Here is a 13,719-nt window from a genome sequence, read left to right as displayed (position 1 = left end):
GCCAGCGTAACGGCAGGGTTGTCGTTTCCGGCAACCGCCAGCGCAAACTGAGCATCCAGAGGACGGAGCTGTTTTTGCTCTACGGCCTCCAGCAATCGTTTCTGGATTGTCATTGCATCTCCTCCAGAGCCGCACCGGCAAACAACTCGTCCATCAACGCGATCAATTCCCCATCGGGTCGGGTAGCGTAAATTCCCTGCTGCGGATTTTCACTATCAACGCCACGCAGGAAAAGATAGATAACGCCGCCAAAATGGCGTTCATAATCGTAATCAGCAATGCGATGGCGCAGATAACGGTGCAGTGCCAGGGTATACAACTGATACTGCAGATCGTAACGGTGCGCCTGCATGGCTGAGGCCATTGCCTGCTGGGTATACGCAGAACTGTCTTCGCCCAGCCAGTTTGACTTGTAGTCGAGCAGGTAATAACGCCCCTGGTGGCGGAACACCAGGTCAATAAACCCTTTCAGCATGCCGCGAACCTGCATAAAGTCCAGCGGCGGGCAGCCAGCCGAAAGCGGATCGTATTGGCGGATCAACGCATCAAGTTGGCTGGCCATCAGCGGCTGCGAAATCGGCAGATAAAACTCCATCTCCACCTGTTTTTCACGCGCGGAAAGCTGACTCAAACTCACGCCGGTCTCGTTGAGAGGCGCCTGCAAAATGGCGTCCAACCATGCGGTCAAAACCGGCGTCCAGTGTGCATCATAACCGCCCAACGCCAGTTTTTCTTCGACCCAATGCGGCTCTACCGGTTGGGTGAAGTCGAGATCTTCAAACAGGCTATGCAAAAATGTACCCGGCGAAGCGCCGCGCGGAAACTGATGCGGCGTGAGTCCTGACTCTTCAATAACCTCACCGACGCCTGCGGCATCGATATCCAGTCGCGGGATCAGATCCTGCGCAATACCATGCCCACGCTGTTGCAGACCGGAATAGCTGGTCACGCGCCAGCTGTCACCAGGCGTACGCTGCAGTATTTTTGCATTCAACGTAGAACTGGCGGGCTGTGCAACCTGCCAGCGCTCACCGTCCGGTTTATTCGGCGTCAGGCAGGCGATATCCTCACCGCACAGCGCCTCAATAGCGCCACGCAGACCCGCGGCATCCATCGGCTCGCCTTTTTGCAGCAGGCGGCCAAGGGCGCTCTGATGCACATCGGTATCCCCTTTCTTATCGCCCCGACGGCGTACCAACGGCGCCACGCCAAGGCTGCAGTGCCATACCGAACGGGTGAGCGCAACATAGAGCAAGCGCAAGTCTTCTGCCAGACGTTCCGCTTCGGCCAGCTCAACGCTCTCCGCGGCATCGCTGAGATCCAGCACCGCTTCAAAGGAGCTGCGATCGTGGTAGAAAGCCTGATCCTGGACGCGGAAATTGGTGATAAACGGCAACCAGACCAGCGGATATTCCAGCCCTTTCGATTTATGGATGGTGACGATTTTAACCAAATGCTTGTCGCTTTCGAGCCTGAGCTGCTGACTGGACGCATTGCTGTCGGGTTCAAGAATATGCTGAGATAGCCAGCGCACCAGCGCATGCTCGCTTTCAAGTTGCGATCCGGCTTCCTGGAGCAGTTCACTGATATGTAAAATATCGGTCAGGCGGCGTTCGCCCCCCGCCGTCGCCAGCAGGTTTTCCGCAATATGGCGAGCGGACATCAGCGCGCGCAGCATGGGCATCACGCCGCGTTTATGCCAGATCTGACGATAGCCATCGAACTCCTCGACTACCGCATCCCAGGCATTTTCGTCGTTATTTAACGCTTCGAGATCCTGCGCATTCAGCCCCATCATTGAGGTTGCCAGCGCGCTACGCAGCGTGTTCTCACGCTCCGGCGTCATCACCGCTTGCAGCACCCACAGCAGTTCCTGCGCTTCCAGCGTTTCAAACACGCTGTCACGGTTGGAGAGATAAACAGAGGGAATGGCCAGTTGCGTCAGCGCATCGCGGACCAGCGCCGCCTCCTGGCGGCTACGAACCAGTACGCTGATGTCCGAGGCGCGTACCGGCCTGGACGTTTTACCGCTGACCAGTTGCGCAGCGCCAGAATACCCGGCCTTAAGCCAGTCGCGAATTTGCGTGGCGCACACCTGCGCCATGTAGTTCTGATAGTCGCCTACGCCACAGCTTTCCCCTTCCATCAGCCACATACTCATGGCTGGCTGCGTTTCACCGTGTAAAACAAATTGAAGCGACTGGTTTTTCTCTGCGGATTTTACCGGGCTGAAGGGGATGTCGCGGAACATAAAGGCGTCGTTCATCTGGCTGAAAATCGTATTCACGCTATTGACCATGCCAGGAGCCGAACGCCAGTTAGTATCGAGCGTATAGTGCGCGCTGACTTCGCTGCGCGCCTTCATGTAGGTAAAGATATCCGCGCCGCGAAAGGCGTAAATTGCCTGTTTCGGATCGCCAATCAGCAGCAGCGCGGTGTCCGGTTGATGCTGCCAGATACGGCGGAAAATACGGTATTGCTGCGGGTCGGTATCCTGGAACTCATCAATCATCGCGACCGGAAAACGGGTACGAATCGCCGTCGCCAGCGCATCGCCGCTTTCACTGCGCAACGCTGCATCCAGACGGCTGAGCATATCGTCAAAACCCAGCTCGCCGCGGCGGCGTTTCTCCTCGGCAACCGCCGTGCGGATCTCCGCCAGCGCCCGGGTGATCACCAGATCGCGGATTGTCAGCGGTTGGCCAAGCAGTTGATCAATAGCGACGAAAAGCGGGTGCTGAGGCGTTACGCCGCCCGCTTTGGTTCGCTCTTCTAAAAAACGCTGGGAGAATTTCTCCAGCGCATCGGGCAGCTGATAGCTTTGGGTTTCTTCCTGCGCCCACGCGCTGATCTTTTCGATCCACTTCCCCTGGTTACCGCGATTAAATTTACGCCGGTCGATCCCGGATGCTTCCAGCAGGCCATCCAGCTCATCAACGGCATCACGCCATTGCTGCTTAATTTGATTAATGCGCGCGAGGATTTGTTCGTGCCGGGTTGCCAGCGTTTCGTCAGCGGGCGGTGGAGCCTTGATAACCGGTGCTTCCCCTTGCAGATAGCGATCGATATCTCTCAGCAGCGCCTGCGGTCCTTTCCACGTTTCAAAAATCACCTGCGCAATGTCACGGGGCAGCGGATAGCAGTGTCGACGCCAGAAGTCCGCACAGGCCTGATAGCGCAGCAGCGATTCATCTTCAATCAGTTGTTGCTCAAACAGCATGCCTGACTCAAAAGCGTTGAGGCTGAGCATACGCTGGCAAAAGCCGTGAATGGTAAACACCGCCGCTTCATCCATCTGTCTTTCTGCCAATAGCAGCCACTGGGCGGCCTGTTTTTTATCGGCGATTTCATCTAACAGACGGGCGTATAGCGGGTTATCGGTGGTTTCACGCAGGCAAGCAATACGCAGTTCATGGATGTTGCTACGAATTCGACCGCGCAGCTCTTCAGTAGCCGCCTCGGTGAAGGTGACCACTAACAGTTCTTCGACGGTCAGCGGACGGGGAAAGGCGGCAGAGCCGCCCAGTCCAAGCAGTAAACGTAAATACAGGGCGGCGATGGTAAAGGTTTTACCGGTGCCCGCAGAGGCTTCAATCAGGCGCTCGCCCGTCAGGGGCAAGCGGAGTGGATCAAGGGACTCAGCGGCATCATTCATTCTTATCACTCATCAGGGGTAAGGTTTGCTGCAACGCGCTGACGGTCTGCCACACTTTCCAGCCTTCCGGGTGCACATATTCTGCTTTCCCGTTCTGACTGCCGGAAACCTGTGACAGTATCGCCATGCCTTGCGGCTCAACCACCGCCTGATGGAAGAAGTCGGCAAGCTTTTGCGGCGTCAGCAGTTTAATCTGAGCCACTATTTTATCACGTGAATCGAAGCGCATATTGCCGCGATCAAAATCTTTGCTTAACTGCGAGGCTTCTGCCCCCAGCGTTTGCGGGGCCTGGAGCATTTGCGCAATAATCGCCTGCTGAATTTGTGCGAACTCATCAGCTTTCATCGCCCGCAGCTTCGCTTCCGCCGTGGGGAAAAATGCCTTATAGCGTTCCCAGAGATAGGACGGTTGCTTGTCGCTGCTTTGCAACAGGAAGCCCATTCCCCACTGGCGGCCAACGCTCATTGGGAAAGCAAAGACGGCATAACCTAATTGCTCTTCAGTACGCAGTTGATTGTAGAACCACGGTTGAACAATCTGCCCTAACATGGCGCTATAGGCTGAGCTGGTGTACTCATCGTATCCAGTTGGCACAAATACCGCCGCCAGCGCGGAATCCGTACTACTGCCCGCTTTTTCAAAGATGACAGACTGCTTCTTGTCTACCACAACATCTTTGTTTCGGCACCACTGTGAGCCGTTCGCACCAAGCTGCTTCTGGATATCCCGCGCCATGGTTTTCGCCTGAGCTTCGCTCATATTACCGACCACCAGGAATTCGGGACGCGCCCCGGTTTTCAAGGCGTCGCGATAAGCCATTACCTCTTTAAGGGTGATGGAAGTCAGTAACTTACGGCGCTCATCGCGTGAGAAGTACGGTACCTGAGACAGCATCTGAACCGGCATGATCGCCTGATCGTAGGCTTTGCCTTTCTCCGCCGAGTCCATCATCTGGGCGTACCAGGATTTCGCCTGTTCCAGCTGTTCATCTGTTGAGGTGTAACTGAAATAACCGCTCAGCAGCGCCTGGAAAAGCTGCGGCAAACGCTGAGTATAGCCGTTGGCGTTAAGCATCAGGCCGTTATTAGCGTTAGTAGAAAAACCAATACCTCCCACTGCGGCCTGGTTACTTAACTGGTCGAGTGCAATACCCGCCAGATAATCGTTCAGGGCGAATAAGACCTGATTGCGGGCGCTGTCCATCGCTTTCGGGTTACGCAGTATCACGCTGACATCAACCTTTGGCTCGCTGGCAAAATACTGGCTCGGCGCATACACCACGCGTAAATCCGGCTCATCAACGATCAGTTCCGGGTGAGCGTATTTTTTATCCGCCTTAATCAGCGTGAAATCATCAGGAATGTAGGGGTTCAACTCCGGTAATGACAACGCAATGCCCTGCGCTTTTTGCTGCCAGTCGGCAAAGGTTTTGTCGCTGATTTTATCTACCTGATAAGGCGCATCGACAAAGTAAGCAGTTTTATTATGCGGCTCTTTCGCGCTGATATACCAGATACGCGCATTCTGCGGCGTCATCATTGCCAGACGTTGCTCAACGGCTTTGGCATCGTACTGGTCGGCAATATTCACCGCATCCAGAGTATGCTCGACGGGAACGCGGATCATGGTATCCGCCAGCCATTCAACGTAGTCCATATCACGGGTGATAGAGGGATAACGAAAATCGAGATCCAGCACGTGCGCCAGTTCGTCAAAATAGCGTTTATCGATACCTTTTTCACGTAACAGGTTGAGATAGCTAAAGATTGCAGCAACAACTTCATCGCGATTCGCCAGCCCTTTGTCGGTTAACGTCGCGGAAATGGCTAACACGCCGCTGTTCCCGTTGACCACCGGATCGGAGTCCGCACGAATACCTTCAACCAGCCCCTGCTTTTGCAACCAGTCAGACAATGTGCCCGGACTACGATTGCCAATCAGGTAGGTCACCAGCTCATCGGTTTTACTGCGGAACTGCGCGCTATTGTTATCAATACGAAACTCGACGCGCAGCACTTTACGCGGCATTGCCGGAACATAGTGGATGATGACGCCCTTTTGCGCGTCGGTGACAACCGGGACGGTTATTTCCGGTTTTTCGATATTTCTGTTTGGCACGCGACCAAAGGTGTCAGCCGCTATCCGCGCCAGCTCTGGCAATGGTTTATTGCTATAAATCACCGCCTTCATCAGGTTCGCGGAGTAGTACTTTTCATGAAATTTGTGTAACGCCTGTACCACCGGATTACCCGGTTTATCGCTTAATGTTTCCAGATTTCCACCGGAGAAGCGCGAACCAGGGTGCGCCGGGTTAATAGTCTCCGCACTCACCTGCGCCATACGCATCCCGTCTCGGGTACGCGCCAGCGTCAGCTCGGAGTTAACCGCGTTACGCTCGCGATCGGCATATTTTTTATCCAGTAACGGATCGGCGATAGCGTCTGCCAGGCGATCTACCGCCCCCACCAGCGCGTCGTTTTCAACCTCAAGATAGAAAGCCGTACGATAAGGCGCGGTGCTGGCATTATGGCTGCCGCCGTGCATTTTCAGGAATTCAGACAGGCTGTCCGGCTGCGGGTATTTTTTCGACCCCATCAGACACATGTGTTCGAGATAATGCGCCAACCCCTGATGATCGTCCGGATCTTCCAGCGAACCCACGGGGACCACCAGTGCAGAAAGGGATTTCACGGCCTGCGGATCGGATACCAGCAATACGACCATACCGTTATCAAGGCGCACGGCCTGATACTGACGGGTGTCTTTATCGCTTTTACGGATGGTTTCAGCTAAAGGCTGCCAACCGGTATCAGCCTGACTTACGGGAACCCAAAGGGCGACGAACAACAGTAATGCGCTAAACCAGGTGCTGCGGGGCATTCACAAACCTCATCATTAACGTATTCACCTGTTCACTGCAAACAACGCATTAAGCGTGGTCTGAACAGGGCAAGACTCTGTGCTGAACGCGTCAGCCTCTTCTCTTTGTAAGAATCAGTCCGTGACAGAAAGCGCATCATAGTGGAAGCCATCAAATTGCGCAATTTTTATACAATCATCACGACTGATTAAATCGAAAAATCGGTAACAGGTAACGCTGAGACTGTAAAACAATGGTCTCCAGCGTATCAGCATCCAGTTGACGCCACAGACGTTGATACCAGATGTCATCACCTTCACCGCGTACCATCATGTTGCCTTCATAGGCCTGCAGAAACTTACTGCGCGCTTTTTGCAACGTATCATCGTCATCTAACATGGCATCATTTACGGCGTCGTAACAGGTTTTTATCCACGCCCCACCACTTTCCGGTAATACCAGTAGCGGCGATGACATGCCTTCCCGATATCCCTCAATAAGTTGCGACAGATACTGTAACGCCTGTTCGGCCTCCAGTGGAGGGAAACGCCACTCGCCGTCTTTGCGTAAGAACAACCGGCTTTCTCCCGTACCGCCACTCGCACAATAGACAAGATGTTCCAGCCAAAGTTGCACACCCTGCGCAATGCTGATCAAAGATGGGCGCCAGCGCAACAAACCGTCCTCTTGTACCTGCGGCAACCAACCGGTGATTTGCACGCCGTTACAGGTAAGATCGATTTCCATGCTCTGACAAGGCTGACGACAGGCGATAATGCGTTCAGCCAGCGTCTGCATCTCCTGACGCTGCGTATCCCACAGAATTTCACCAAATGGCCCATAGGGAAGCGCACCCGCCGCACGAAAACGGCGAAACAGTCGTTCAGCGTCGTTCTCTTCAACCAGGGTATTAAGCAACTGCTGATTAAGTTGATAGCGGCTGAGCCCTTCGAGGATAAAGGGTTCTGTTTCCGGGATTTCGCTCTCTTCAGAGCGGAAATTTACCCTCAGGCGCATCTGGAAAAACGCCCGCACCGGATGAGCCCAAAAGCGTTGCAGCGTTTCCAGCGTCAGGGTTTCAGGCATTGTAAAGGGGAGCGGCTGGACAAAATCCGTGTGCGCTTTGCCTGACAGACTTGCCGCTGGCAACCACTCTCGAGCATAACTTTGCTGCTCACCTGGCAGATAGTTTTGTGCATCAAAGGGCATACGGGTATGTAAACGGGTAATGTGCGCTTTTACTTTCGCTTCACTTTGATCGCTAGTGAGTAATTCATCGCCCGGCAAATAGTGGCTTTGCCCAATGTAATCCATAAGTTCCTGCACCAGCACCGACGGGAAGCGCTCACTGTTATCCTGGATTGAGCGGCCGATATAGCTGATATAGAGCGTTTGTTGCGCCGAAATCAGGGCTTCGAGGAACAGATAGCGGTCATCATCACGGCGGCTTCGGTCACCACGCCTCGGTTTTTGGCTCATCAGATCAAATCCCAGCGGCGCAAGCTGGCGCGGATAAACGCCATCGTTCATGCCCAACAGGCACACCACTTTGAAAGGGATAGAACGCATCGGCATCAGCGTACAGATATTGACAGGCCCTGCCAGGAAACGCTGGCTGATGCGCTCCTGGTCAAGACGCTGCGCCAGTTCGTCACGTAACAGAGACAGCGGTATGGCCTCGCCATACTCGGCCCCCAAACCTTCAGTGATAATGGCCTGCCACTGCTGTTCAATCAGCGTCATCGCCGCTTCGGTGTCCGCGTCCGGCAGGAAGAAATCATTAAGCATGTCCCGGCAAACGGGTAACCACTCTTCCAGCGGGCGTTCCTGTGCTAACCCTCTGCGCCAGATGTTTAGCTGCATCAGCAACGAGGCCAAATGCCCGACTAACTCGGCAATCAAACCACTGGACTCATCATAGGGCAATACCGACTGCCACTCCCCCTGTGCGCTTTCCATCGCATAGCCCAGCAGCATACGTGTTAAACCAAATTGCCAGGTATGCTGGCCAGTTGGAGGAAGCGCGAGTTCGCGCACGTTGTCGTCGTCAATGCCCCAGCGAATTCCAGATTCATTGACCCACAAACGAAGATAGCGCAACCCTTCTTCATTGATGTTGAAACGCGCAGCCAGCACAGGCACATCCAGTAATGCCAGCACATCCTCCGAAACAAAGCGGCTGTCCGGTAGCGAAAGCAGGCTAATAAACGCCTGTAAGACGGGATGAGACTGACGTGCCCGGCGATCGGAAATAGCATACGGCAGGTAACGATCGGCCGGTGCACTGCCAAAGACAGCCTGAATAAATGGACTGTAGCTGTCGATATCCGCCACCATCACGATGATGTCGCGCGGCGTCAGCGTTGGGTCTGCTTCCAGCATTGCCAGCAACCGGTCGTGGAGTATTTCCACTTCGCGTTGTGGGCTATGACAGACATGAAACGTCACGCTAGTATCATTCGGCTCAAGCAACCGTTTATTGTCGCTACGCGAATACTCCTCCAGGCTGACTCCTGCCACCGCATGGTTTTCGAGTTCCAGAATATCCGCTTGAATATTATGCAAAAGATTGTCAGGAGTAATGTCGACAAACGCATCCAGCTCCTGGCTGTTTTCCAATTCCGAAAGCAAATATATGTAGTCACGTCCTAGTTTTCCCCATGAGGCCAACATCGGATTCCCCACATCCTGCTCACCATCGCTGTTAAACAGTCCTTCAGCATTCTGACTATCGCGAAACAGCGGTAAATGTCGTTCTTCAAAGCTATGCCTACGCTGACGCGCCAACAGTTTAGCCAGATAAGCGGGGTCTTTAATATCCCCCCAGTAGTAACGACAGGGATTGGTAAAAAGCAGATGAATATCAATATGCTTACCCAGCGCTTGTAATGCCTGCAGATACACGGGCGGTAGCGCGGAGATACCACAAATAAAGACGCGCGAGGGCAAGCCTTGTGGGCAGTCAGACGTATTCTCCAGGGTCTGAATAAACCGCTGATATAAATTGGCACGATGCCAGCCTGGCTGTCCCAGTTCAGCCGTGTATTCCACCAGTGCTTTCCACAATGGCGCTTGCCAGGCCTGAGCATCTCCTAGCCCTTCCACCTGCAGCCCCACCTCCCACTGCGTCAGCCATTCAGGACGGTAGACTAAATACTGGTCGAACAGATCCGCAGCGCGTGATGAAAGCTGAAACAGCTTACGTTTGTCTGTGTCGTCGGTGAGATAGTGGCGTAGCAGTGCGAAATCGTCGTTATCCAGCAATTGAGGTAGCAGCGTCATCAGCTTCCAGCTCATGCTCTGTTTGCTAAATGCGCTCTCTTTTGGGATATCCGGCAATACACGCACAAACATATCCCAGATAAAACTCGCTGGCAGCGGGAAATCAATGTTAGCGGCAATACCAAACTTCTGTGCCAGAGTCATTTGCAACCACTGCGCCATACCGGTGCTTTGAACCAGGATCATCTCGGGTTCAAAGGGGTCGTCCAGCCGCTCGCGCTCAACGATATATTCCATCAACGCTTCCAGCACATCCAGACGATTGGAGTGGTAGACCCTTAACATAGCAACTCCTGACTACTGACGATTTGGGCAGTGCAGTCGTGTCATCTGACCCTGCCTGCCCAGAGGGGAAGTAATTTTAACATTGATGCTGACACATCCCGCTATCGTTGTCTGCATTCGGTTAATTTGCCAGTTTAAAGGTGGTGAATACATATGCAACTGCGTTTGCTGCCAGGCGTGATGCCACAATTGTTGATACTGGCTTCTGACTAAAAAGCTCTTCATCAGCGCCCGCTGATATCCGGAAAGCGCGGTCACGATCATAATCATCAGCACCATTGCCAGCATCACTTCCGGCAGGCTAAAACCACGCTGTCTGTTCAGGGTATCAGACATAACGCCAGCACCTTTAACGGGCAGAAATCGCTCCAGCCATGCGCTGAGAATTCGATAGTACCCTCGATAATCATCCCCTGACGCCATAGCGATATACCTTCATATTGCGCAATAAGCAGCACAAGATCGTCGTCGAGCGCACGCAGGCAGACTGTCGCACCCTGTGTGGAATAGCGTCGACACTGCGTTGCCATCTGCAAACTCCAGGGCTGCATACGTGCCCATTCCATGGCGGATTGCACCACTGCCTGATGTTGTAGCGACTGGCTTTCCGTTGCCACCCGCGACGCAAAACTCTCCTCCTGTCGGCTTACGCCTTGCAGCAACAGACTGCCAAGTACCAGGAGTAAAAGCACCATTGCAAGCGATGAAACACCTCGCTCACGGTTCACAGGTTGAATCCTGTGACGTCATAGAATACCTCAATGACCTTTTGAGGTTCGGCGTTGCTTCTCCCGCGCAGGTGCAACGAAAGCACTGGCGCAAATCCGCTGATATTCAGGCGCTCCACCTGAAATACCTCAATCTGAATAGAATCCGGATCGGTCATTTTATCCCAACCTTTTCCCACGCAGGTTGTTGCGCCACGCAAGGTTTCCAGCACCTTATCTTGAACACGAAACCCAACGGCATCGGCCTCCTTTGCCGGAATATCGTCCCAAACACCGTTGCTATTGGCATCCCAGCGTACAATCACACAGTCTCCCGCGGCTGATATCTTCAGCCCTTCTCCGATACAGTTTCCCCGACAATAGCCAGCCCGCTGGAGATGCTTCGCCACGGTATACATCCGCTGCCAGAGCTCATCTTCAAGCACTAGCTGACGAGTGTTCTGCAAAATTTCTCGCTGCAGCGCAGGTAAAAATCGCGCAGCGCTGAGGAGTAAAATGCTGCTTATCACCATAGCGATAAGCACCTCAAGCAGTGAAAAGCCACGTTCACTTACCGACATTGATCCGCCTCACCGCGTTCGCAAAGCCTGATTCGTCCCCAACCAGACACCACCACACGCCATTCACCTGCAGCATTCTTCAGGTAGATATGCCCGGCCCATGCGGTATTACGTAGGCCAAAAAAAGCCAGTGACGGTGTTATCTCTGCCATCTCGACATCAGCCCAGAGTGGCGTAAAAATCAACGGTGAAACCGGCTGACACGAAGTTTGTGACGTCGCTGAGCTTGCCAGACACCATGTTCCTCCTTCGCGGAGCACGTTGATGACGTGATCACGATTACGCCAGTTAGCATCTTCGCGCAATTGCAGCAGGTAATCCCGCACCTGGCTGGCTGTTTGCCATAACCGCTGCTGTTGTTGCCAGCGCTGCCAACCGTACAACCCCGATGCGCCAAGCGCCGCGACAATCAGCATTGCAATCAGGGTTTCGAGAAGCGTGTAGCCTTGTTGTTTTTTCATGTCGCCAGTATGGCGTGAGAGAAATTAATAACGAGGGGGAAATTCAGCTTCTTCGGCAAGCTACGGAGAATATTTATCGCATTACATCACGTTGCAAAATTTCAGGAATCAACGCCGCTGAATAGAATGTAAGGCAAAAAAAACCGACGCATAAGGCGCCGGTTGTGACAGGATTAGCCTCGATCAGATAGCGACCGGTGCTTTAATGCCTGGGTGCGGATCGTAACCCTCAATTTCGAAGTCGTCGAAACGATAGTCGAAAATTGAATCAGGTTTACGCTTGATAACCAGCTTCGGCAGCGCACGTGGCTCACGGCTAAGCTGCAGATGTGTTTGATCCATATGGTTGCTGTACAGGTGCGTGTCACCGCCTGTCCAGACAAAATCACCGACTTCAAGATCGCACTGCTGCGCCATCATGTGAACCAGCAAGGCGTAGCTGGCGATGTTGAACGGCAGACCGAGGAACACATCGCATGAACGCTGATACAGTTGGCAAGAGAGTTTGCCATCCGCCACGTAGAACTGGAAGAACGCATGACACGGCGCCAACGCCATCTTATCCAGTTCGCCTACGTTCCACGCGGAAACGATAATACGACGGGAATCCGGGTCGTTTTTCAACTGGTTCAGCACCGTCGTGATCTGGTCGATATGGCGGCCATCCGGTGTTGGCCATGCACGCCACTGTTTACCGTACACCGGACCTAAATTACCGTTCTCATCAGCCCATTCATCCCAGATTGAGACGTTGTTTTCATGCAGGTAGGCAACATTGGTGTCGCCCTGCAAAAACCACAACAGCTCATGGATGATCGAGCGTAAATGGCAGCGTTTAGTCGTAACCAGCGGGAACCCTTCCTGCAGATTAAAACGCATCTGATGACCAAAAATGGAAAGCGTTCCGGTTCCGGTGCGGTCGTTTTTCTGTGTGCCTTCATCCAGCACTTTTTGCATCAGTTCTAAATACTGTTTCATGGTTCCTCAGGAAACGTGTTGCTGCGGGCTGCGACGGTACGCCCAAACCATCATAATAATACCTGCGACAATCATCGGGATAGACAGGATCTGCCCCATGCTGATGTACTGGACCCATGTGCCGGTAAACTGCGCATCCGGCTGGCGGAAGAATTCGACGATAATACGAAACGCGCCATAGCCAATCAGGAACAGACCGGAAACCGAGCCCATCGGACGAGGTTTGCGAATAAACAGGTTAAGAATGATAAACAGCACAACCCCTTCCAGCGCCATCTCATAAAGCTGTGAGGCATGGCGAGGCAAAGAGCCGTATGTGTCAAAAATAGACTGCCACTGCGGATTGGTTTGCAGCAATAAAATATCTTCAGTGCGGGAGCCAGGGAACAGCATGGCGTACTTAAAGTTAGGGTCAACGCGTCCCCACAGTTCACCGTTGATAAAGTTACCCAGGCGGCCTGCGCCCAAACCAAACGGAATCAGTGGAGCAATAAAATCAGAGACCTGGAAGAATGTACGCTTGGTGCGTTTGGCGAAGATAATCATCACCAGAATCACCCCGATAAGCCCGCCATGGAAGGACATGCCCCCATCCCAGACGCGGAACAGATACAGCGGGTTATCAAGGAACAGCGGGAAGTTATAGAACAGCACGTAGCCAATACGCCCGCCGAGGAAGACCCCGAGGAAGCCTGCATAAAGTAAGTTTTCTACTTCGTTTTTGGTCCAGCCACTGCCCGGGCGATTAGCCCGGCGCGTCGCCAGCCACATCGCGAAAATAAACCCCACCAGATACATCATGCCGTACCAGTGAAGCGCGACGGGTCCAATTGAGAAAATGACCGGATCGAAATCCGGAAAATGCAGATAGCTACTGGTCATCTGTCACCACAAGTTCTTGTTATTTCG

10 protein-coding genes are annotated in these 13,719 nt (G+C 53.4%); all 10 read right to left on the bottom strand.

The genetic code is table 11. The annotated features are described in order from the left end of the window. The coding region (locus FDX03_RS23445; protein ID WP_249357081.1) for a hypothetical protein at nt 1-113 on the bottom strand (113 nt) is incomplete at its 3' end. Next, a complete protein-coding gene (gene recB / locus FDX03_RS14690) occupies nt 110-3,655 on the bottom strand; it encodes an exodeoxyribonuclease V subunit beta (RefSeq protein ID WP_137346118.1) in 3,546 nt (1,181 codons plus the stop codon). The genes FDX03_RS23445 and recB, both read right to left, overlap by 4 nt. Further along, nucleotides 3,648-6,536 carry a pitrilysin gene (gene ptrA, locus FDX03_RS14685; protein ID WP_137346117.1) on the bottom strand — a complete coding sequence of 963 codons (2,889 nt, stop codon included), beginning with the start codon at nt 6,534-6,536 and terminating at the stop codon, nt 3,648-3,650. The genes recB and ptrA overlap by 8 nt, the downstream gene beginning before the upstream one ends. Before the next feature lie 178 nt (nt 6,537-6,714). Further along, nucleotides 6,715-10,083 carry an exodeoxyribonuclease V subunit gamma gene (gene recC, locus FDX03_RS14680; protein ID WP_048213104.1) on the bottom strand — a complete coding sequence of 1,123 codons (3,369 nt, stop codon included), beginning with the start codon at nt 10,081-10,083 and terminating at the stop codon, nt 6,715-6,717. A gap of 12 nt (nt 10,084-10,095) precedes the next feature. Continuing rightward, on the bottom strand, nt 10,096-10,419 hold the full coding sequence (locus FDX03_RS14675) for a prepilin-type N-terminal cleavage/methylation domain-containing protein (protein ID WP_048213105.1): 324 nt from the start codon (nt 10,417-10,419) through the stop codon (nt 10,096-10,098). After that, nucleotides 10,404-10,811: a DUF2509 family protein gene (locus FDX03_RS14670; RefSeq protein WP_137346116.1), complete on the bottom strand. Its 408-nt coding sequence runs from the start codon at nt 10,809-10,811 to the stop codon at nt 10,404-10,406. Before FDX03_RS14670 ends, FDX03_RS14675 begins: the two co-directional genes overlap by 16 nt. Further along, nucleotides 10,808-11,371: a prepilin peptidase-dependent protein gene (locus FDX03_RS14665; RefSeq protein ID WP_137346115.1), complete on the bottom strand. Its 564-nt coding sequence runs from the start codon at nt 11,369-11,371 to the stop codon at nt 10,808-10,810. The genes FDX03_RS14670 and FDX03_RS14665 overlap by 4 nt, the downstream gene beginning before the upstream one ends. After that, complete coding sequence (locus FDX03_RS14660; RefSeq protein ID WP_048213108.1) at nt 11,362-11,832, bottom strand: prepilin peptidase-dependent protein; 471 nt, start codon at nt 11,830-11,832, stop codon at nt 11,362-11,364. Before FDX03_RS14660 ends, FDX03_RS14665 begins: the two co-directional genes overlap by 10 nt. A 183-nt stretch (nt 11,833-12,015) precedes the next feature. Further along, on the bottom strand, nt 12,016-12,810 hold the full coding sequence (gene thyA, locus FDX03_RS14655) for a thymidylate synthase (RefSeq protein WP_005123418.1): 795 nt from the start codon (nt 12,808-12,810) through the stop codon (nt 12,016-12,018). A gap of 6 nt (nt 12,811-12,816) precedes the next feature. Next, nucleotides 12,817-13,692 carry a prolipoprotein diacylglyceryl transferase gene (gene lgt, locus FDX03_RS14650; protein ID WP_048213109.1) on the bottom strand — a complete coding sequence of 292 codons (876 nt, stop codon included), beginning with the start codon at nt 13,690-13,692 and terminating at the stop codon, nt 12,817-12,819. Nucleotides 13,693-13,719: the final 27 nt, after the last annotated feature.

Source organism: Citrobacter sp. wls827, from assembly GCF_005280875.1.
In the GTDB taxonomy this organism is placed as follows: Bacteria; Pseudomonadota; Gammaproteobacteria; order Enterobacterales; family Enterobacteriaceae; genus Citrobacter; species Citrobacter youngae.
The sequence above is the reverse complement of the archived record's forward strand: the minus strand, read 5'-3'. Positions and strand labels throughout refer to the sequence as shown.